Source organism: Cupriavidus sp. 30B13, from assembly GCF_049059565.2.
In the GTDB taxonomy this organism is placed as follows: domain Bacteria; phylum Pseudomonadota; class Gammaproteobacteria; order Burkholderiales; family Burkholderiaceae; genus Cupriavidus.
The window spans coordinates 2,063,385-2,083,538 of sequence record NZ_CP188223.1 but is presented as its reverse complement, the minus strand read 5'-3'; the positions used below and the strand labels follow the sequence as shown (position 1 = coordinate 2,083,538).

Below are 20,154 nucleotides of genomic sequence, written 5' to 3'. Positions count from 1 at the left end.
CCCAATCTATACGTTCGGCCTCCGAAGAAAAACGGTCGGGGGCTCCGATCACTTCGGACTCCGGCGTCCGCAATGCGCCTGGCTGCGGCCCGGCGCGCCATGGTGTTACCGCGCCGCCACCTCCTCCACTGCCGCGGCAGAGGCGCCCTGCCCTGGCTGGCCTGGCCCCCAGCCGCCGCCGAGCGAGCGGATCAGGTTCACCGTCGCCACCGCCTGCAGTCCCGCCAGCTGCGTGGCCGCGCGCTGCGCCTGCAGCACCGTGCGCTCCGCGTCGATGACATCCAGGTAGTTCACGGCGCCCTCGGTGTATTGCGTGCGCGAGAGCTGCGCCGCGCGCCCCGATGCCGACACCGCGTCGGCCTGGGTCTGCGTCTGCGAGGCCAGGATGCGCAGGTCGGAAAGCGCGTCCTCGACCTCGCGGAAGGCCTGCAGGACCTGCTGGCGGTAGTTCGCCACGTCCTCCTCGTAGGCGGCCCGCGCGCCGGCCAGGTTGCCGGCGCGCCGGCCGCCGTCGAACAGCGGCACGGTCAGCGCGGTGCCCGCCAGCGGCCCGAGCAGGAACGCGCGGCTGGACCACTTGAACAGGTCACCCAGCGTGGCCGACTCGAAACCGCCCGCGCCCGTCAGGCTCAGCGACGGGAAGAACGCGGCGCGGGCCACGCCCACGCGCGCGTTGGCGGCCGCCATGGCGCGTTCCGCCGCGGCAATGTCGGGCCGGCGCTCCAGCAGCGCGGAAGGCAGCCCGGCCGGGATGCGGACGGCCACCGGCGCGAGCGGGCTCGGCGCCACGGCAAACTGCGCGGGCGTCTGGCCGAGCAGCACCGCGAGGCTGTGCTCGGCGGCGGCGCGCTGGCGCGCCACCGTCATCGCGTCCGAGCGCGCGGTGGCCAGCTCGGCCTTGGCCCGGGCGATGTCCAGCTCGCTGATCGCGCCCGCGTCGAAGCGGCTCTGCACCAGCCTGAGCGCGTCTTCGCGCAGGCGCACCGTGCGCGCGAACAGTGCCTGCTCGGCGTCGAGCTCGCGCAGGTTGAAGTAGTTCTGCGCCACGTCGGCCTGCAGGGCGAGCAGCACGCCGCGCATCAGCGCCTCGCTCTGCGCGGCCTCGGCCGTGGCGGCGGCGACCGAGTCCGAGACGCGGCCGAACAGGTCCACCTCGTACGACGCCGTGGCCTGCGCCCGCCACAGCGTCTGCGCCGGCACGTCCGCCGCCGCGGGCAAGCCTTGCGAGGCCGGCGACACCCGCTCCCGCGTCGGCCCGAAACCGGCGTTGAGGTCGGGGAACAGCGCGGCGCGCGCGCTCTGGCGGAGCGCGCGCGCTTCCTTGACGCGCGCCAGCGCCGCCTTGAGGTTCTGGTTGGCGTCGATGGCCTGGCGCTCCAGCGCGTCGAGCGCGGCGTCTTCGAAGACCGTCCACCATTCGCCGCGCGCGAGCTGGTCCGACGGCGCGGCGGTCTTCCAGGCACCGTCCGCCGACACCGCCGGCGGCGCGCCGTCCGCGCCGGCGGCTTCCTTGAAGGCGGCGGGCACCGCCGCGTCCGGCACCTGGTACACCGGCGCCAGCGAGCAGCCCGCCACCGCCAGCAAGGACGCCAGCAGGGCCGAAAGGCCGAGATTCCGTGGATTGAGATAGCGTTGCATGATGGCTCCTCAGGCTTGCGTGGAGGGTGTGGCCGCGGCCGGGATCGCGGCGGTGGCCGCGGTCTGCGGCGCGGGACCGTGCTTGTTGACCAGGCGGTGGCCGCCGGCCAGCTTGCGCATGACGACGTAGAACACCGGCGTGAGCATCAGGCCGAACAGCGTCACGCCCAGCATGCCGGAGAAGACCGCCACGCCGATGGCATGCCGCATCTCCGAACCGGCGCCGGACGACACCACCAGCGGCACCACGCCCATGATGAAAGCGATGGAGGTCATCAGGATCGGGCGCAAGCGCAGGCGGCTGGCCTCGATGGCGGCTTCCACCACGCCGCGCCCCTGCATCTCCAGCTCGCGGGCGAATTCGACGATCAGGATCGCGTTCTTGGCCGACAACCCCACCAGCACCATCAGGCCGATCTGCGTGAAGATGTTGTTGTCGCCGCCGGTGAGCCACACGCCCGCCAGCGCGGACAGGATGCTCATCGGCACGATCAGGATCACCGCCAGCGGCAGCGTCAGGCTCTCGTACAGGGCCGCCAGCACCAGGAACACCAGCAGCACGCTGATCGGGAAGATCCACACCGCCGCGTTGCCGGCCAGGATCTGCTGGTAGGTCAGGTCGGTCCATTCGAACTTGATGCCGCGCGGCAGCGTCTCGGCCGCGATGCGCTCCACCGCCGCCTGCGCCTGGCCCGTGGAATAGCCGGGAGCCGGGCCGCCGTTGATGTCCGCGGCGGTATAGCCGTTGTAGCGCACCACCATTTCCGGGCCGAAGGTCGGCGACACCGTCACCAGCGACGACAGCGGCACCATGTCGCCGGCGGCGTTGCGGGTCTTGAGCAGGCCGATGTCGTCGGCGCTGGCGCGGAACGGCGCATCCGCCTGCACGCGCACCTGGTAGACCCGGCCGAAGCGGTTGAAGTCGTTGACGTAGAGCGAGCCCAGGTACACCTGCATGGTGTTGTAGATGTCGGTCACCGGCACGCCGAGCTGCTTGGCCTTGACGCGGTCCAGGTCCACGTCGAGCTGCGGCACGTTGATCTGGTAGCTGGACAGCATCGGCCCCAGCTCGGGCGCCTGCGCCGCTTTCTTGATGAACGCCTGCGCGGCATCGTTGAGCGCGTCGTAGCCCAGCGCGCCGCGGTCTTCGAGCTGCAGCTTGAAGCCGCCCAGCGTGCCCAGCCCCAGCACCGGCGGCGGCGGGAACACGCCGATGAACGAGTCCTTGATGGCGCCGTACTTGGTGTTGAGCTGCCTGGCGATGGCGTCGGCGGACAGCGCCTGCCCGCGGCGCTCGCCGAACGGCTTGAGCGTCACGAACACGATGGCCGCGCTGGACGAATTGGTGAAGCCGTTGACCGACAGGCCGGGGAATTCCACCGCGGACTGCACGCCGGGCTCCTTCATGGCGATGGCGGTCATGCGGCGCACCACGTCCTCGGTGCGGTCGAGCGTGGCGCCGTTGGGCAACTGGGCGATGGCGATCAGGTACTCCTTGTCCTGCGCGGGCACGAAGCCGCCCGGCACCGCGCGGCCGGCCAGCACCGTGGCGCCCAGCAGGATCGCGTAGACCGCCAGCATCCTGCCCTTGCGCCCGACCACGCCGGCCAGGCCCTTGCCATAGCCGTCCGAGCCGCGCTGGAACACCTTGTTGAAGACGCGGAAGAAGCCGCCGAAGGCGCGGTCCATGGCGCGCGTGAGCCAGTCCCTGGGCGCATCGTGCCCCTTGAGCAGCAGCGCCGCCAGCGCCGGGCTCAGCGTGAGCGAGTTGAAGGCGGAGATCACCGTCGAGATGGCGATGGTCATGGCGAACTGCTGGTAGAACTGGCCGGTCAGCCCGCTCATGAACGCCAGCGGCACGAACACCGCCACCAGCGTCAGCGCGATGGCGATGATCGGGCCGCTGACCTCGCGCATGGCCTGGTAGGTGGCTTCCTTGGGGGACAGCCCGGCCGCCAGGTTGCGCTCGACGTTCTCCACCACCACGATGGCGTCGTCCACCACGATGCCGATCGCCAGCACCATGCCGAACAGGCTCAGCGCGTTGATCGAGAAGCCGAAGCCGAGCAGGAAGGTGAAGGTGCCGACGATGGACACCGGCACCGCCAGCAGCGGAATGATCGAGGCGCGCCAGGTCTGCAGGAAGATGATGACCACCAGCACCACCAGCGCGATGGCCTCGATCAGCGTGTGGGCCACCGCCTCGATGCTGGAGCGCACGAAGCGGGTCGGGTCATAGACGATCTGGTAGTCGACGCCGGCCGGCATGTCGGCCTTGAGCTCCGCCATGGTCTTGCGGATGGCCTCGGCGATCTGCAGCGAGTTCGCCCCGGGCTGCTGGAAGATCCACAGCGCCACGGCCTGCTTGTTGTCGATCAGCGCGCGCAAGCCGTACTCGGAGGCGCCCATTTCCACGCGCGCCACGTCGCGCAGGTGCGTGACGCCGCCGGTGGCCGAGGTCTTCAGCACGATGTTCTGGAATTCGCCCTCGGTCTGCAGCCGGCCCTTGGTGTTGATGTCGAGCTGCAGCGGCACGCCGGGCAGCGAAGGCGAAGCACCGATCACGCCGGCCGAGACCTGCACGTTCTGCTCGCGGATCGCGTTGACCACGTCGGTGGCGGTCAGGCCGCGCTCGGCCACCTTCTGCGGATCGAGCCAGACGCGCATGGCGTAGTCGCCCGAGCCCTTGAGCTGCACGTCGCCCACGCCTTCGATGCGTTCGAGCCGGTCCTTGATGTTGATCAGCGCGTAGTTGCGCAGGTACTTCATGTCGTAGCGGTCGTTGGGCGACGTGATGTGCACCACCAGCGTCATCGTCGACGACGCCTTGATGGTGGTCACGCCCAGGCGCTGCACGTCTTCCGGCAGCCGCGGCAACGCCTGCGAGACCCGGTTCTCGACCAGTTGCTGGGCCTTGTCCGGGTCGGTGCCCAGCTTGAACGTGACCGTGGTGGTCATGTTGCCGTCGCTGTTGGCCTGCGACTGCATGTAGAGCATGTTCTCGACGCCGTTGATCTTTTCTTCCAGCGGCGAGGCCACCGTTTCGGCGATGACCTTCGGGTTGGCGCCCGGAAACTGGGCGCGCACGACCACCGACGGCGGGATGATCTCCGGATACTCCGAGATGGGCAGCCTGAAGATCGAGATCAGCCCGCCCAGCAGGATGAGGATGGAGAGGACGCCCGCGAAGATGGGGCGGTCGATGAAGAACTTGGAGATGTTCATGGCGGTTCTCCTGGCGGCTTATGAAGCCGACTTCGGCTGCGCTGCCTGCGCGGAGGACTGCGCTGCCGCGCTGCCCGCCATCGCGACGACGTTGGCCTTGACGAGATCGTTGGGGCGCACGCGCTGCAGGCCGTTGACGACGATGCGCTCGTCGGCCTGCAGGCCCTGCGCGATCACGCGCAGGCCGCCGTGCTGCTCGCCCAGCGTGACCTCGCGATACTGCGCGCGGCTGTCCTTGTCCACCACCAGCACGAACTTGCGGTCCTGGTCGGTGCCGATGGCCGCCTCGTCCACCATCAGCGCGGCGTGCGGCGCGCCGCCGCCGACCTTGACGCGGGCATACAGGCCCGGCACCAGCGCGCCGTCGGCGTTGTCGAAGCGCGCCCGCACGCGGACGGTGCCGGAGCCGATGTCCAGCCGGTTGTCGACGGAGGCGACCTGCCCCTCGCGCGAGAAGCCGCGCTCGTCGGCCAGGCCGATGGCGACCGGCACGGTCGACTTGCCGCCGCGCTTCAGGTAGCGCAGGTAGGTCTGCTCGTCGACGTCGAACGCGGCGTAGATCGGCGACACCGAGACGATGGTGGTCAGCACCGGCGCGCTGGCGCCGGTCGACACCACGTTGCCCAGCGTCAGCTCGGCGCGCGAGACGCGCCCGGCCACCGGCGCGGCGATGCGCGTATAGGCCAGGTTGACCTTGGCCGCCTCCAGCGCCGCCTGCGCGGCCTTCAGGCTGGCCGACGCCTCGCGTGCCGCGTTCTGGGTCTGGTCGTAGTCCCGCCTGGCGATGGCGTTGTCCGCCAGCAGCCGCTCGGCGCGCGCCGCGTCGGTGGCGGTGTAGGCGCTGCGGGTCTGGGCCGCGGCCACCTGCGCGGCGGCGCGGTCGACCTCGGCCGCGTAGGGCCGCGGGTCGATGGTGAAGAGCGGGTCGCCCCTGGCCACCAGCTCGCCGTCCTTGAAATGCACGGCCACGATGGTGCCGGGCACCAGCGGGCGGACCTCGACCTTGTCGATGGCTTCGATGCGGCCCGAGTAGTTCTGGTAGTCGGTGATGGTGTCGGTCACCACGCCGGCCACGTCGACCTCGGTGGCGGGCGGGGCCTCGGCGGCGTGCGCCGCGTTGGCGGGCGCGTCGCCCCACACGCGGAAGGCCGTGCCCGCGCTCACGCCGGCCACGAGAAGTGCCGCGCCGAACGCGACATACAAACGCTTGCGATGGAATGTCATTTGAGTAGCTCCGGTATCGTCAAAGAGAAATGCGTGATTTCCGCGGGCGCGCCCCGGGGGGCGCCAGCCGCTGTCCGAAAAAGGCAATCAGGCCCGCCAGCGCGGCGGGATCGGTCTCGAGCGCCTCGCGCGAGGGCGCGGCATACGAAAGCACCTCGGTCACGATGCCCGCGGCCCGCAGGGCGCCCGCGTACAGCTCGGCTTCCTGCTGCAGGCAGTCGTGCCGCGCGGTGGCGATCCAGGTCGGCGGCAGCCCGGCCAGGCGCCGCGATTCGAGCGGCGCGGCGTACGGGTGCAGTTGCTGGGCCACCTCGGGCAGGTAGGCGCGGTAGCAGCGCGCCAGCTCGGCCAGGTTCGCCAGCGCCTGCCCTTCGCCCTGCCCGATGCGCGTCATGCTCGGGTCGAGCAACGGCGCCAGCAGCGCCTGCGCGGCGATCGCGATCTCGCCGCGGTCGCGCGCCATCGCCGCGACGCCGGTGGCCAGGTTGGCGCCCGCGTCGTTGCCGGCGATGCCAAGGCGGCGCGCATCCGCGGCGTGGGCCTGGGCATGGCCGACCGCCCAGCGCACCGCGAGATAGCCGTCTTCCAGCGCGGTCGGGAACGGATAGCGCGGAGCCAGCGAGTACCCCACCGAGATTACCCATGCCCGCGTGCCGGTGGCGATGGCGGCCGCGGTGTGGTCCGCTTCGTCCATGCCGCCGCCGATGAAGCGGCCGCCGTGGAAGTAGACGATGACCGGAATCTTCGGCCGCGACGCGGCCGGGCGGTACGCGCGCAGCGGAATGCGCGCCGCGTGGCCGTCGATGTCGTGGTCGGTGATTTCCAGCCCTGGCCGGTGTTGTGCAAGCATGATGTCGGTGGCAGCGCGGGCGATGCCGGTGATGTTGCGATGCACCGAATTGTTGTTGCCGGGTGGGCACGGATCAATGCGCCGCCGGCGACTAGATTTGTCGGATACGCCGAACAATGGCGAACGCGAAGCGCGAAGGCAGCGAGGAACATGCGCGCGGCGCCGCGCATGGCGGCGGCACGGACGGCGTCGGGATATCCGGCGCCGATGGGGCTGCTAAGGGAGTTGCCGGGGCTACTGGGGCTAACGGGGCGTATTTCGGACGCGGGTGTCCGGAGAGACCGGCCGCGGCGGCATGGCCGCGCCGTGGTCGCCGGCCATGGGCATCGGCGCGGATGTCGACGCGGTATCGACGCGGTATCGACGCGCCGCGCGGCAATGGCACGCGAGCGCCGGCGCCACGCGATTGGCCACGTGGCGCATGAAGACAATGAGGGACAACGCCGGCGGCAAGCCGCCGCCGCCGCGTGCGGCGGCCCTGCCGCCGGCGCGATCAGACCACCAGCGCGGCCTCTTCTTCCGCCGCCGCCGCTACGGGCGCCCGCTCGCGCTTTGCCGCCGTGCCGGCAGGAAGCGGCTGGGGCGCGTCGGCCGAGAACAGCGGGCTGCGTTCGAACAGCTCGGCGATCCAGTCCACGAACGCCCTGACCGTGGGCGCGAGGTGGCGGCTGTGCGGATAGACCACGGAGATCGGCATGGGCAGCGGCTTCCATTGCGACAGCACTTCCACCAGGCGGCCGGACTTGAGATACGGCAGCGCCATGAACCGCGCGGCCTGCACCAGGCCGACGCCTTCCAGCGCGCTCTCCAGGTAGGCCTGTGCGTCGTTGACGGCGATGTTGCCGTTCATCTTGACCGCCACGGGGTCGCCGCCGGTGGCGAAGGTGAACTCCATCATGCGGCCGCTGCGTGGCCAGAAGTAGTTCACCGCCACATGCCGTTCCAGGTCCGCGATGGCGGCGGGCTCGCCGTATTTGCGCAGGTAGGCGGGGCTTGCCACCGTCACCGCCTGGTAGGTGCCCACGCGGCGCGCGACGAGGCTGGAATCCTGCAACATACCCACGCGGATCGCGCAGTCCACGCCTTCCTGGATCAGGTCCACCGGCCTGTCGCCGAAACCCGCCATCAGCTCGATCTCCGGATAGCGCGCGTGGAACTCCGCGATATGCGGCATCACGATCTGCTTGCCCAATGCCCCCTGCATCTCCACCCGCAATCTTCCGCGCGGCTGCTGCCCGGCGTTGGCGAACGACGATTCCGTTTCCTCGATTTCCTCCAGGATGCGGATGCAGCGCTCATAGTAGGCGGCGCCGTCGACGGTCAGGTTGATGCGGCGCGTGGTCCGCTGCAGCAGGCGGACTTTCAGGTGCGCCTCGAGCTGCTGGACGATGACCGAGACGGAGGCCCGCGGCATGTCCAGCGTATCCGCCGCGCGCGTAAAGCTGTTGGTCTCCACGACACGCGTGAATACTTTCATTGCCAGAAGTCGGTCCATTTCGGTCCACTCGCTAACTTGGAATGTCTGTCATCGACCACAAAAAGCCGGCCGCACGAAAAATACGTTCGTCCGTATTCTACAAACGGCGTGCCAAAACCGCAAGGAAAGGCCGTTTTGTATAGCGGCCGCCGCCTGGTTGTGCGCGCGCTGTCGCTTTGGTCCGCTTTCGTGACGGATGCGGCAAGCCTGAGGGGAGCCAGCCCGGCAACGGCGTCAGTCTATGCCGCCGCAGGCCGCCGTTTGTCCTGGTTCCGTTCAACTGTCTGCTAGGGGATGCCGAACAATGCAGGGCCCGGCGCGGGCGCGCGCCGCGCTGCCGGCCGGCGCGCGCCGCGTGCAGGTGAATCTGTTCACTCCCGCCGAATGCACTGTTGGCGCCGCCGCGATTTATCTTTGGCCCCGGCTGCTTAAGATTGGGGCATTGCATGCGCCCCCGGGCAAGGACGGCACCGATGAGCGAGAAACCGAATCCGGCCGGCTACGGCCAGCGCGACGCCGCCATCAGGTGCCAGACCTATTCGCCGGTGCGCCGGCGCGACGGCGTGCCCCATGAGCTGTTCGCGCTCTACTGGCGCGACGTGCACGGACCGCTGTGCGCCCGCCTGCCCGGGCTCGGCTTCTACGCGCAGCACCACTTCTCCCGCGAGCGCCGCGCCAACCTGTGGCCGCTAGCCAGCGGCGTGCGCGGCCTGGATATCGTCCTCGACGGCGCGGTCGAGATCGGCTTTGCCGGCGAATCCGAGCAGGCGCGGTTCCTGGCCGCGAGCCCGATCCTGTTCGGCGAAGAAGTGCACCTGTTCGGCTGGGACAACGCGTACCTGCTGCCGCGGGGCTCCAGGACCTACGTCGACCGACAGCCCGATGCCACGCCCAACGGCCCGGACCGGCTGCACCGGTTGCACGTCTACCTGCAGGGAAGCGGCGCCGCCTTTCCGGGCTGGGTGCCGGGCTTCGCCGCCGCGCTGGCGGACTCGCCCGCCGTCATGAAGCTGCGCCTGCACCTGCCCGAGCCCTACGACAACGCCAACCCGCAGCCGCCCTCGCCCAACGTCGACCATCGCGTCATCGACGAGCTGCTGCAGCCGGCGATCATGGAGATCGGCTTTGAAAGCGCGCTGGCCGCGCGGGCCTTCTTCGACAGCGCAGCGTTCAAGGCCGCCGCCGACGGCCAGGCCACGCACGTGCGGTCGGTGGCCGCCTTCCTCGTGACCGGCGTCTACACCTACATCCGCGACGGCGTGCTCACGACCGCGGGACTGCGCGGCAGCAGAACCGCCGAGATCATCGAGCAGATGGGCGCCGTCAACCAGACCGAGGACGACGTCGCCAGCCTGTTCGCGCGGCAGCGCCGCGCCGGCGCCGGCGACCATCAGGGAGAGCCCGCATGAACGCGACGACCGGCACGGCGGCGCGCAACAAGGACATCGTGCGCATGTTCTACGACGGCGGCGTGCGCGGCGACATCGGCGGCTTCGCCCGCTACCTGCATCCGGACTTTCTCTGCACGGCGCCGGACTACCTGCCGTGGGGCGGCCCGCGCAGGGGCGCGGATCACTATCTCGGCGTCACCCTGCCGCAAGTGGCGAAGGTGCTCGATTTCGGCCGCTTTTCCTACGACAGCCTGATCGCGGAAGACGAGCGGGTGGTCGCGCTGATCAACGTCGGCGTGGCCGGCACCGATGCGATGCTCATGATTTCCGAGCATTGGATCCTGGAAAAGGACACGGCGTTGTCGATCTGGGTCGCCTACTTCGAACCGAAGGCCCTGCTCGAACGGATCGCGGCAAACGCAGGGGCCGGGGGTGCCTGACAGGGTTGCGCGCCCGCCGGGCGCCGGGCTACGCCGCGGCCTGCTCCACGGCGGCGGGGCGCGCGGCCGGCGCCGCGCAGCCGCCGTGATCGGCATGGTCGGCATGGTCAGCGTGATCGGCGCGCTGGCCGGCATGGCACGGCGTCGGCGGCCGCACCGCGTCGAGCACGGAAGATCCTTCGAGCAACGCGGATACCCAGTCGACAAAAGCGCGCGCGCTGCGCGACAGGTGGCGGCCCTGCGGGTAGACCACGGCAACCGGGACCGGCTCGGGCTTCCAGCCTGGCAACAGTTCGACGAGCTCGCCGGAGCGCAGGTAGGGCACGCTGATGAAACGCAGGCTCTGGATGATGCCGAGCCCGCCCAGGCCGCACGCCAGGTAGGCCTCCGCATCGTTGACGGCCACGCCGGCCCGCAGGTCGACGCCGATGGCCTTGCCGTCGGCCCGGAACGACAGGTCGGGCGCGCGATGCGCGCCGGCGCAGGCATAGCGCACGCCCGCGTGCGTGGCCAGCGCCTCGGGCGACTGCGGCACGCCGAAGCGCGCGAGATAGGCCGGCGCCGCCGCGGTCACCCGCTGCAGCATGCCCACGCGGCGCGCGACCAGGCTGGAATCCGTCGGCGGCCCCAGCCTGATCGCGCAGTCGATCGCATCCTGGATCATGTCGGCCGGCTTGTCGCCCAGCCCGATGGACAGGTCGACATCCGGATAGCGCGCGCGGAAGTTCCCCAGCGCGGGAATGACGAGCAGCTTGCCGAGCGGGCCCGGCATGTCGATGCGCAGCCTGCCGCGCGGCAGGCCGGCGGTCCGGGCAAGGCTGCCTTCCATCTCCTCGACCTCGGCCAGTATGCGCACGCAGTGCTCGTAGAACTGCGCGCCGTCGGCGGTCAGGCTGAGCCGGCGCGTCGAGCGCTGCAGCAGGCGGACCTTCAGGTGGGCTTCGAGATGCTGGACGATGACGGTGACCGATGCCCGCGCGAGATCCAGGGTCTCCGCGGCACGCGAGAAGCTGCCGCCGTCGACCACTCTGGTGAAGACCAGCATCGCTTGCAGCCGATCCATGCGGGTGTCCTCCCAGGGTTGCGCGGCAGGTTGCGCGGCGGCATGAACCGCCCGACACGAGAATCTTAGGCATTGGCATGCGCCGGCGCATTGTCCATTCGTGCTGCGCCTTGACCAAAGCTGCGGCAGCCGGAGAGCCGGCAAGCGGCGGTTCAGGCCCGCGCGCGCAGGCCGCGGGTGCGCGGGGCTGCCCGCCGCGCCGGGAGCCGGACAATATCTCGCATCCATCGCGCGGTTGCCGCGCGCGTGGCTTGCATCCGCGCGGTCTTGCATTAGCCTTGAACGACAAGCGGCCGCGCCCGCTTCGCCATACCGAAGGGAGTTGGCGCCATGACTGACAGGCAACCTTCCATCCCCGCCGGCCGGGACCGCCCCTGCCCTGCCCTGCTGCACGCATCGATCCAGGGCGAGCACGTCACGGCGCTGCGGCTGCGCTCCGACAGCGCGAATTTCGGGCTGATGCCCGTGCCCGAAAGAGAAGATGCCTACTTTGTCGGCGTAAAGCTGCGCGCGATGACCTCGGTGCGCATGTGGTACGGCGAAAAGCTCGCCAGTGCCGCGCCGATGCCGGTGCATGCGCTGTGCTTCACCCATTTCGACAGCCAGCCGCACGCCGAACTGTACGACCCGTTCGACTGCATGATCTTCAAGGTGCCGTCGCTGGCGCTTTCCCGCATGCAGGACGACGCCGGCGTGCGCCGCATCGGCGAGCTGCGCTGCCCCGCGCCGGGCACCCTCGATCCCGTCATCGGCCACCTTGCGGCGTGCCTGCTGCCGGCGATGGAGCAGCCGGCAAGCGCGTGCCCCCTGTTCGTCGATGCCATCACGCGCGCCCTCAACGTGCATGTGCTGCGCACCTACGGCAGCGCCCTGCTGGCCACCGCGAAACCGCCCCGCGGCGGCCTCGCGGCGTGGCAACGCATGCGTGTCGAAGAGGTCATCCATCACAGCCTGGACGGCAACCTGACGCTCGCCGAGCTGGCCGGGCACTGCGGCTTGTCGGTCAGCCACTTCGGCCATGCCTTCAAGGAGAGCGTCGGGCAATCGCCGTATCAGTTCCTGATCGAGCAGCGCCTGATCCGGGCCAGGGAGCTGATGCTGGGCACCAGCCTGCCGCTTGCGGAAATCGCACAGGCCAGCGGCTTCGGCACGCAGGCGCATTTCAACCGCCGCTTCGTGCGCGCCTACGGCATCTCGCCGGGGCTGTGGCGGCGCCTCAATCACTAGGCACCGCGCAAGTCCCGGCCGGCAACGACGCTTGCAGGCCCTACGGCATGCGGCGCGCAGGCGCCCGATTTCCCGCGTGCCGCGGGCTTGTCACTTTCCGTTACCCGCATTGCGCCCGCCTGCAACATACTGGGTAGTATGTTATATTAAATCGAGCTTGTGCCGCTCCTGCGGCGAAGGAGTTAAAACCAGATGACATTCGATAAACCGAGAATTCTCGTGACCGGCGCGACGGGCAAGGTAGGCACCGCGCTGGTACGCTACCTGCGCGCCGAGCCCGGCCTGGAGATCGTGGCCGGGGTCCGTTCGCCGCACAGGGCGGCCGGCCTCGGCGTGGCCACCGCGCACCTGGATTTCGACCGGCCGGAAACGCTGGCGCCCGCCATGGAAGGGGTCGACCGCGTCTTCATGATGACGGCGTACACGGTCGACATGTTTCGCCAGAGCAAGGACTTCGTGAACGCGGCCAGGCGCGCCGGCGTCAAGCACATCGTGCACCTGGGCGCCTGCGGCGACGACGATACCCGCGTGGCCCACTGGGGATGGCAGCAGTTCGTGGAGCGCTACATCGAGTGGGCGGGCTTCTCGTTCACCCATCTGCGCCCCGACATCTTCATGCAGAACCTGCTCGGCTACGGCGGTTCCCGCCCCGTCAGCGAGGGGCTGGTGCGCCATTACGTCGGCGACGCGCGCATCAGCTGGGTCGATTGCGACGACGTGGCGGCCGTGGCGGCGCTGTGCCTGAAGCAGCCGGAACCGCACGCGGGCAAGACCTACCGGCTGGCATCCGACGTCAAGACGTTCCACGAAGTGGCCGGCACGCTGTCGCAGGTCGTCGGCAAGCCTTTTGCCTACGAGCCGCGCCCTGCCCGCGAATTCATCGACAAGGTGACCGCGGCCGGCGCCGACCCGGCCTATATGTACTCCGCCTATGAAAACTATGCCGAGTATTCCGCCGGCAAGACACCCGAGCCGGGCGCGCCATTCGGCGTGCTGGCCGGCCTGCTGGGCAGGCGCGGCACGACCTGGGCCGAGTTCGCCGCGCGCCACCGCGCCGAGTTCGACTACCAGGTTCGGCACCAGGCTTGATGGCCGGGTCCGCGCGCCGGGTCCGGCCGCCGGGCGCACGCGAGGCCACGCTTTCCACCTCGTTTCATCCACGAAGGACCGCCGCCAGCCGGTGAGGCACCGATGGCGCTGTCCGCGGAGTTCATCCCATGCAGTTCGATTTTTCGAAACTCGACGCCCGGCAGCGCTACAAGCTGCTCGGCTCCACCATCACGCCCCGGCCCATCGCCTGGGTATCCACGCTCGGCGCCGACGGCAAGCCGAACGCGGCGCCGTTCTCGTTCTTCAATGTCTTCGGCGAGGATCCGCCGATCGTCGCGTTCGCGATCCTGCACCGCTCGGAGAGCGACGCGAAGGACACCGGCAACAACGTCCGCCTGCGCGAAGAGTTCGTGGTGAACCTCGTCAGCGAGGACAATCTGCACCAGATGAACATCTCGTCGATCGAGTTCGCGGCGGACCGGAGCGAATTCGTCGAAGCCGGGCTCACGCCGCTGCCCTCGGTCACCATCGCCACGCCGCGCATTGCGCAGAGCCACGTCTGCTTCGAGTGCAAGCTCACGCAGATCGTCAAGCTCGGCGACCTGCGCTCGCTGGTCCTGGGCGAGGTCCTGATGATGCATGTCCGCGACGAGGCCGTCATCGACGCGCAGCGCTGCTGGATCGATACGCCCAGCCTGCGCCTGGTCGGGCGCATGGAAGGCAACTCCTATGTCCGCACCTCGGACATCCTCGAGCTTCCGCGCATTCCGCTCGAATCCTGGGTCTCCCCCGAACCGCTGCGCGGCACCTGAGGTTGCCTTCGGGCCGGCTCCGCGCGCATCGCCAGGCGCGCCGGAGCCTCGCCGTCCTCCCCGCTTTTCCGGGCCGGCGCGTCCTGCCGTGGTGCCTTCCGGCACCGTGCTTGTGCCTGCCCAGACGCATCCCTGGCGGCATTGGCAAAAGCCCTTGACTTATTTACTACGCACGTACATATTTCACGTCGACATACTACTGAGTCGGTTCTGCGCAAGCAGATCAGGCCGCAAGGACTTTCAGGAGCTTTTCATGGAACCCAAGTCATCTGCCGGGCGGATTCCCGCCCCCGTCTACTGGATGGCATTCGGCGCATTCGCGATTGGCACGGAGGGCTTCATGGTCGCTCCGCTGCTGCCGAACCTCGCCTCCGACCTGTCCGTCAGCATCGAGTCAGCCGGCCAACTGGTCACGGTCTTCGCGCTCGCCTATGGCCTGAGTTCGCCGGTGCTGACCGCGCTCACCGGCAGCCTGAGCCGCCGCACGCTGCTGCTGTCCAGCATGGCGGCCTTCACGGCCGCCAACCTGCTCGCCTGGGCCGCGCCCGGCTATTGGGCGCTGATGGGCGCGCGGATCCTGCTCGCCTTCTCGGCCGGGCTGTTCGTGCCGGGCGCGCACGCGCTGGCCAGCGCCATCGTGCCGGCCGAGCGGCGCGGCCGCGCGCTCGCGGTGGTCAACGGCGGCATCTCGATCGCCATCGCGCTCGGCGTGCCGCTGGGCGCCGTGGTCGGCCATCGCCTGGGCTGGCGCATGACGTTCGCCAGCGTGGCCGTCCTGTCCGCGGTGGCCACCATCGGCCTGCTGCGGGGCCTGCCGAGGGGCGTCGGCCACGGCGTGCCGACCGCGACGCTGCGCGAGCGGCTGCGGGTGGCGCGCCAGCCGGCCATCCTGCTCACCTTGCTGGTGACGGCGCTGTGGGCCACCGGCGCCTACGTGGTCTATACCTACCTGGCTTTGTTCCTGTCCAGCGCGATCGGCCTGCAAGGCGCGCAGATCAGCGCGGTGCTCTTCCTGTGGGGCGTGGCGGCAGCCGCCGGCGTGGCCACCGGCGGCACGCTCAACGACAAGCTCGGGGCCGGCGCGGTCATCGTGCCGATGATCGGCCTTTCGGTCCTGGCCTTTCTCACGCTGTCGGCCAGCGCGCACGGCCTCTCGCCCGCGGCGGCGCGCCTGCCGGTGCTGGTCGCCATTGCCGCGTGGGGCGTCGCGCACTGGGCGTTCTACCCCGCCCAGCAAGCGCGCCTGGTGGAGGTTGCCGGGCTCCGGGTCGCGCCGATCGTGCTCTCGCTCAATGCCTCGTTCATGTACCTGGGGTTCTCGGCCGGCGCGGCGCTCGGCGCCGTCATCGTCGCCAGGCGGTCGGTGCTCGACCTGGGCTGGGCGGCCGCCGCGTGCGAGCTGGCCGCCGCGCTGCTCTCGGCCCTGCTGCTGAGCGGCATCGGCGCGAAGCGTGGCGAAAGCGGCGCGTCCGTCGCGCCCTAGGCCAGATCCCGGGGGCGACGACGCCCGCCCCCGGGCGCCTCGTTGACCCGTATGGCGGACGGTTGTATTATCGGCGCATGCCAAAACCCTCGCATCGCGACAAAATCCTCTCCGAAGGCCTCAAGGTGGTCCACGCGCGTGGCTACGCCGGGGCCAGCGTGCGCGATATCGTGCAGGCGGCCGGCGTGCCGCAGGGCTCGTTCACGAATCACTTCACCTCCAAGGAAGCGTTCGGGCTGGAAGTGCTGAACCTCTACTTCGGGTTCACGCTCGAGGCCGTGCAGGCCACGCTGCGCAACGATTACCTGCCGCCGCTGCAGCGCCTGCGCGCCTACCTGAATTTCGTCAAGAGCCGGCTGCAAGGCGAGAACCTGCGCAATGGCTGCCTGATGGGCAACTTCAGCGCGGAAGTCGTGGACCAGAGCGAAACCATCCGGCAGCGGCTGATCGAGATCTTCGCCGAGCTGCAGCGCGCCCACGCACATTGCCTCAAGGCGGCCGTGGCAGCCGGCGAGGTGCCGCCGGCGCTGGATTGCGAGGCCACCGCGGAGCTGATCGTCTCGTATCTCGAAGGCGCCTTCCTGATGTCCAAGGTCCAGCGCAGCGTGGCGCCCATCGAGCATTTCGAGCACATGCTGTTTTCGGTCATCCTGCGCTGACGTCACGGCCCCGCGGCGGGGTCGTCAGGGCAGCACGCGCTCCCACGGCGCCAGCGGCGACCAGCTTTCGATCAGCAGGTCGATGAAGGCCCGGATCTTCGGCGAGAGCTGCTTGCGCGTCGGATAGATGACGCGGATGGGCACGCTCGCGGGCCGGTATGCGGCGAGGACCGGCACCAGGCGGCCCGCCGCCACATCGTTGTCCAGCAGGTAGGTCGGCAGATGGACGATGCCCGCGCCGTTGACCGCGGCCGAGATGAGCGCCTCCGCGCTGTCCATGTCGAGCCGCCCGGCCGAAACCACCTGGTCCTCCCCTTGCGCGAATTTCCACGGCTGCGCCTTGCCGCCGGTCAGGAAATGGAGACAGCGATGGCGCTCCAGGTCCGCCGGCACCGACGGCACGCCGTGCCGCGCCAGATAAGCCGGGGCGGCGCACGTCACCAGCGTCTGCCGCGCCACGGTGCGCGCGATCAGGCGCGAGTCGGTGTCCGCCTCGCCGATGCGCACGGCGATGTCCATGCCCTCGTCGATCAGGTCGACGAAGCGGTCGGTGAAGCTGACCTCGGCCGCGATGGCCTCCCATCTGTCCAGCAACCGTTCCACGACCGGCAGGACGTGCCGGTGGCCCAGCGCGATGGGCACGCTCAGCCGCAGCACGCCGGCGGGCCGCGCGCCGCGCGCGGCCATGGCCTGCTCGGTTTCCTCGAGATCCTCGATCAGTTGCGCGCAGCGGGCGTGGAAGACCTTGCCGTCGTCGGTCAGGCTCAGGCTGCGCGGCGTCCGGTTCAGCAGGCGCACGCCCAGCCCTTCCTCCAGCCTGGCGACCGCCTTGCCCACCGCGGAGCGGGTCAGGCCCGTGCGCTTGCCCGCCACGGTAAAGCTGCCGGCCTGCACCACGGCGACGAAGACGGCAATGTCGTTGAAGTTGGTAAGCGCCAAGGCCCCTCCTCGCGATTGGCCAGAAAATGGTTCCCGCGCATTGCCGCGCGGTTGCCGGGGCTTGTTATTTTATCGACACGCCGCGAAAAAAGCGCTGGTACCGACCTGCGCTTTTTCCGCCCCGAGGTATCGTTTTTTTATGACATACCACCAGGTAGGTTCTGACAAGACACCGCCGATGCGGGGCCATTGATGGCGCCTCCCGCTTTTGTCCGGTTTTTCAGCCTAATGCCGCGTATTTTTGAGGATAAGCACGGCACGGAAAACGAATGCAATGCTCCGGAAAGATGTCCGGTTTTTTCTCAGTGACCTGTAAATCGCTATTTATATTTTTCCTTGAACAGCATGGACATACTTAGTAGTATGTCTGCGAGGGTCCGGCCCACGCTGCCCCGTGCAGCGCAGGTGGCGGGCCCGTCTGCGTATCGCATTGGCATTGCATTCCTACCGAAACATCCGATGAGCTCCCTGTTCTCTCCCCTCACCATCCGAGACCTGACCCTTCCCAACCGGATCGTGGTTTCCCCGATGTGCCAGTACATCGCCGAAGACGGCCTGGCCAACGACTGGCATCTCATGCACTTGCTGCAGCTCGCCATCTCCGGCGCCGGCGCGCTCACCATCGAATCCACCGCGGTGGAACCCGACGGCCGCATCACCCCGGGCGACCTCGGCCTGTGGGACGACGCCACGGCACGCGCGTTCGCGCCGGTGCTCGCGGCGATACGGCGCCATTCGCCCACGCCCGTGATCCTGCAGCTGGCCCATGCCGGGCGGAAGGCGTCGAGCCACGTGCCCTGGAAAGGCGGCCAGCTCGTGCCGCCGGCCGAGGGCGGCTGGGCGACCCACGCACCGTCCGCGCTGCCGCAGAAACCCGGCGAAACCGCCCCGCTCGCGCTGGACAAGGCCGGCATCTGGCGCCTGCGCGAGGCGTTCGCCGCCGCGGCCAGGCGCGCGGTGGCGCTGGGCGTGGACGCGCTCGAGCTGCATGGCGGCCACGGCTACCTGATGCACCAGTTCCTGTCGCCGATCGCCAACCAGCGCACCGACGAATACGGCGGCTCGCTGCAGAACCGCATGCGCTTCGTGCTGGAAGTGTTCGATGTCGTGCGCGCGGCCATCCCCACCGGCATGCCGCTGGGCATCAAGCTGTCGGCCACCGACTGGGTGGAAGGCGGCTGGGACATCGGGCAGACCGTCGAGCTTTCGGGCGAACTCAGGCGCCGCGGCGTCGACTGGATCGTGCTGTCCTCGGGCGGCATTTCCCCGCTGCAGAAGATCTCGCCGGCGCCCGGCTACCAGGTGCCGTTCTCGGAGGCGGTCAGGCAGGCCACGGGCGCTGTCACCACGGCGGTGGGGCTGATCACCGAGCCGCGCCAGGCCGAAGAGATCGTGGCGGGCGGCAAGGCCGACCTCGTCGCCATCGCGCGGGCCATGCTGTACGACCCGCGCTGGCCGTGGCATGCCGCGGCGGAACTCGGCGGCCAGGTCAGCGCGCCGCCGCCGTACTGGCGCGCGCCGCCGGCCGAGCACAAGGATCTCTTCGGCCAGACCGTATTCGGGGCACGCTGAAAGGAAGGGAAAGCAGGCGGGGTCAAATACGCGGCATGGCCGCGATACGCCCGGACGCATGCGCGCATGCAGACCGGGCCCGGCGCGCGCGGGCTGGCGGCACGGTCAGCTTGCCGCTTGTGGCCGGCGTTTACGCGGAGCGACGGCCTTCGCCGTTCGCGCGCGCCGGCCCTCTCCCCCGGCCCCTCTCCCGCATGCGGGAGAGGGGAGCCAACCGGCGGCAAGCGAGAATCCCAAGCGAGAATCCGCCGGCAGTCCGGACCGCCCGGCGATTCACGCGCGCTTTTTCTGCGCGCGCGGCCTGGCGGTTGTCTTGAGCGCTTCTTCGGGGCGCGCCCGGGCGCCGTCGACCAGCGTGCGCACCATCTCGTCGGCCAGGCGGGTCCGCGCGCGCTCGTCCGAGCCGGCGCTGGGCCGGTACCAGATCAGGGACCACTGGATGCCGCCCAGCATGGTCTTCACCGCGATCGAGACATCGATGCCCGCCGCCAGCGAACCGTCTTGCCTGGCCACCGCGGCCTGGTCCTTGAACAGGCGCTCGAAGCGGTCGCGGCTGGCGATCAGGTCGTCCAGCACCTGGCGCTGCGCCGGCGTGGTCGCGCCAAAGCGATGCATCTGCACGCCCTGCGCCACCACGCTTTCGAAGGTGTGGTGCTCCAGCACGGCCATGGCATGCGCGCGCAGCATCGCGGTCAGCACGGTGATGCCGTCGCCGGCGATGTTGCGGGCCGGCTCGACCGCCGCGAACAGGAGCTGCATGCCCTCGCGGTGCACGTCGAAGAACAGGTCGATCTTGGACGCGTAATGATGGTAGATGCGCCCTTTGGTCGCCCCCAGCCGCCGCGCGACGTCATCGATGCTGGTGGCATGAAAACCCTGCTCCATGAAGCATTCGGCGGCTTGAATAAGGATTTCCTGCTTGCTCGGTGTCATGCGGGGGATCTGTTGGAATCGGAACCGGGATCGGATATCGGCGTCGGCCTCCGGGCAGCCGCCCGAGGGGTATCGAATGCTACAACATTATCCGGCGGCGGCGAACCGCCGCGCGCGTGCGGGGCGCGCCAGAGGGGAACCCGATTCCCCATTGCCTGGGCTACGCTGTCC

At 69.5% G+C, this 20,154-nt stretch carries 16 protein-coding genes; 8 read left to right on the top strand and 8 right to left on the bottom strand.

Features of this window, described 5'->3' with window-relative positions; all coding sequences use genetic code 11:
- Positions 1-105 precede the first annotated feature (105 nt).
- From ACKI2N_RS09540 to ACKI2N_RS09520, 5 genes are all read right to left on the bottom strand, one after another.
- Positions 106-1,638, bottom strand: a complete 1,533-nt coding sequence (locus ACKI2N_RS09540; RefSeq protein ID WP_426990806.1) for an efflux transporter outer membrane subunit — start codon at positions 1,636-1,638, stop codon at positions 106-108.
- A 9-nt stretch (positions 1,639-1,647) separates the two neighbouring features.
- Positions 1,648-4,863: an efflux RND transporter permease subunit gene (locus ACKI2N_RS09535; RefSeq protein WP_420994188.1), complete on the bottom strand. Its 3,216-nt coding sequence runs from the start codon at positions 4,861-4,863 to the stop codon at positions 1,648-1,650.
- An 18-nt stretch (positions 4,864-4,881) separates the two neighbouring features.
- A complete protein-coding gene (locus ACKI2N_RS09530; protein ID WP_420994187.1) occupies positions 4,882-6,087 on the bottom strand; it encodes an efflux RND transporter periplasmic adaptor subunit in 1,206 nt (401 codons plus the stop codon).
- 19 nt (positions 6,088-6,106) lie between these two features.
- Positions 6,107-6,982, bottom strand: coding sequence for an alpha/beta hydrolase (locus ACKI2N_RS09525; protein ID WP_420994186.1), 876 nt, complete (start codon positions 6,980-6,982; stop codon positions 6,107-6,109).
- A gap of 448 nt (positions 6,983-7,430) precedes the next feature.
- Positions 7,431-8,432: a LysR family transcriptional regulator gene (locus tag ACKI2N_RS09520; protein ID WP_420994185.1), complete on the bottom strand. Its 1,002-nt coding sequence runs from the start codon at positions 8,430-8,432 to the stop codon at positions 7,431-7,433.
- Positions 8,433-8,887: 455 nt separating this feature from the next.
- Between ACKI2N_RS09520 and ACKI2N_RS09515 the strand changes: the two genes are divergently transcribed.
- Together ACKI2N_RS09515 and ACKI2N_RS09510 are read left to right on the top strand one after the other, a co-directional pair.
- Complete coding sequence (locus tag ACKI2N_RS09515; RefSeq protein WP_420994184.1) at positions 8,888-9,823, top strand: hypothetical protein; 936 nt, start codon at positions 8,888-8,890, stop codon at positions 9,821-9,823.
- Positions 9,820-10,245, top strand: coding sequence for a nuclear transport factor 2 family protein (locus ACKI2N_RS09510; RefSeq protein WP_420994183.1), 426 nt, complete (start codon positions 9,820-9,822; stop codon positions 10,243-10,245). The genes ACKI2N_RS09515 and ACKI2N_RS09510 overlap by 4 nt, the downstream gene beginning before the upstream one ends.
- 28 nt (positions 10,246-10,273) lie before the next feature.
- Here ACKI2N_RS09510 and ACKI2N_RS09505 read toward each other — a convergent pair whose 3' ends face one another.
- A complete protein-coding gene (locus ACKI2N_RS09505; RefSeq protein WP_420994182.1) occupies positions 10,274-11,308 on the bottom strand; it encodes a LysR family transcriptional regulator in 1,035 nt (344 codons plus the stop codon).
- A gap of 330 nt (positions 11,309-11,638) precedes the next feature.
- On the opposite strand from ACKI2N_RS09505, the gene ACKI2N_RS09500 reads away from it, so the two are divergent.
- The 5 genes from ACKI2N_RS09500 to ACKI2N_RS09480 all read left to right on the top strand — a co-directional run bounded on the left by ACKI2N_RS09500 (position 11,639) and on the right by ACKI2N_RS09480 (position 16,539).
- On the top strand, positions 11,639-12,535 hold the full coding sequence (locus ACKI2N_RS09500) for a helix-turn-helix domain-containing protein (protein ID WP_420994181.1): 897 nt from the start codon (positions 11,639-11,641) through the stop codon (positions 12,533-12,535).
- A gap of 192 nt (positions 12,536-12,727) precedes the next feature.
- Entirely contained in the window at positions 12,728-13,624 is an 897-nt protein-coding gene (locus tag ACKI2N_RS09495) for an SDR family oxidoreductase (protein ID WP_420994180.1), read from the top strand.
- 128 nt (positions 13,625-13,752) lie between these two features.
- Positions 13,753-14,397, top strand: a complete 645-nt coding sequence (locus ACKI2N_RS09490) for a flavin reductase family protein (protein WP_420994179.1) — start codon at positions 13,753-13,755, stop codon at positions 14,395-14,397.
- 253 nt (positions 14,398-14,650) lie between these two features.
- Positions 14,651-15,880 (top strand): MFS transporter, encoded by a 1,230-nt coding sequence (locus ACKI2N_RS09485; RefSeq protein WP_420994178.1) that lies wholly within the window; start codon positions 14,651-14,653, stop codon positions 15,878-15,880.
- A 77-nt stretch (positions 15,881-15,957) separates the two neighbouring features.
- The gene (locus ACKI2N_RS09480; protein ID WP_420994177.1) at positions 15,958-16,539 is read left to right on the top strand and encodes a TetR family transcriptional regulator C-terminal domain-containing protein; all 582 of its coding nucleotides are present in this window, start codon (positions 15,958-15,960) and stop codon (positions 16,537-16,539) included.
- Positions 16,540-16,563: 24 nt separating this feature from the next.
- Here the strand turns inward: ACKI2N_RS09480 and ACKI2N_RS09475 are convergent, their stop codons facing one another.
- Positions 16,564-17,478: a LysR family transcriptional regulator gene (locus ACKI2N_RS09475; protein ID WP_420994176.1), complete on the bottom strand. Its 915-nt coding sequence runs from the start codon at positions 17,476-17,478 to the stop codon at positions 16,564-16,566.
- A gap of 459 nt (positions 17,479-17,937) precedes the next feature.
- Between ACKI2N_RS09475 and ACKI2N_RS09470 the strand changes: the two genes are divergently transcribed.
- A complete protein-coding gene (locus ACKI2N_RS09470) occupies positions 17,938-19,050 on the top strand; it encodes an NADH:flavin oxidoreductase/NADH oxidase (protein ID WP_420994175.1) in 1,113 nt (370 codons plus the stop codon).
- Between the two features lie 273 nt (positions 19,051-19,323).
- Here ACKI2N_RS09470 and ACKI2N_RS09465 read toward each other — a convergent pair whose 3' ends face one another.
- Positions 19,324-19,983: a TetR/AcrR family transcriptional regulator gene (locus tag ACKI2N_RS09465; RefSeq protein WP_420994174.1), complete on the bottom strand. Its 660-nt coding sequence runs from the start codon at positions 19,981-19,983 to the stop codon at positions 19,324-19,326.
- Positions 19,984-20,154 lie beyond the last annotated feature (171 nt).

What these genes read in the sequence shown, in the direction of transcription:
- ACKI2N_RS09535 (WP_420994188.1), bottom strand. Translation starts at nt 4,863, where the DNA reads ATGAACATCTCCAAGTTCTTCATCGACCGCCCCATCTTCGCGGGCGTC.
- ACKI2N_RS09490 (WP_420994179.1), top strand. Translation starts at nt 13,753, where the DNA reads ATGCAGTTCGATTTTTCGAAACTCGACGCCCGGCAGCGCTACAAGCTG.
- ACKI2N_RS09510 (WP_420994183.1), top strand. Translation starts at nt 9,820, where the DNA reads ATGAACGCGACGACCGGCACGGCGGCGCGCAACAAGGACATCGTGCGC.
- ACKI2N_RS09505 (WP_420994182.1), bottom strand. Translation starts at nt 11,308, where the DNA reads ATGGATCGGCTGCAAGCGATGCTGGTCTTCACCAGAGTGGTCGACGGC.
- ACKI2N_RS09470 (WP_420994175.1), top strand. Translation starts at nt 17,938, where the DNA reads ATGAGCTCCCTGTTCTCTCCCCTCACCATCCGAGACCTGACCCTTCCC.
- ACKI2N_RS09465 (WP_420994174.1), bottom strand. Translation starts at nt 19,983, where the DNA reads ATGACACCGAGCAAGCAGGAAATCCTTATTCAAGCCGCCGAATGCTTC.
- ACKI2N_RS09515 (WP_420994184.1), top strand. Translation starts at nt 8,888, where the DNA reads ATGAGCGAGAAACCGAATCCGGCCGGCTACGGCCAGCGCGACGCCGCC.
- ACKI2N_RS09485 (WP_420994178.1), top strand. Translation starts at nt 14,651, where the DNA reads ATGGAACCCAAGTCATCTGCCGGGCGGATTCCCGCCCCCGTCTACTGG.
- ACKI2N_RS09530 (WP_420994187.1), bottom strand. Translation starts at nt 6,087, where the DNA reads ATGACATTCCATCGCAAGCGTTTGTATGTCGCGTTCGGCGCGGCACTT.
- ACKI2N_RS09480 (WP_420994177.1), top strand. Translation starts at nt 15,958, where the DNA reads ATGCCAAAACCCTCGCATCGCGACAAAATCCTCTCCGAAGGCCTCAAG.
- ACKI2N_RS09520 (WP_420994185.1), bottom strand. Translation starts at nt 8,432, where the DNA reads ATGGACCGACTTCTGGCAATGAAAGTATTCACGCGTGTCGTGGAGACC.
- ACKI2N_RS09495 (WP_420994180.1), top strand. Translation starts at nt 12,728, where the DNA reads ATGACATTCGATAAACCGAGAATTCTCGTGACCGGCGCGACGGGCAAG.
- ACKI2N_RS09500 (WP_420994181.1), top strand. Translation starts at nt 11,639, where the DNA reads ATGACTGACAGGCAACCTTCCATCCCCGCCGGCCGGGACCGCCCCTGC.
- ACKI2N_RS09540 (WP_426990806.1), bottom strand. Translation starts at nt 1,638, where the DNA reads ATGCAACGCTATCTCAATCCACGGAATCTCGGCCTTTCGGCCCTGCTG.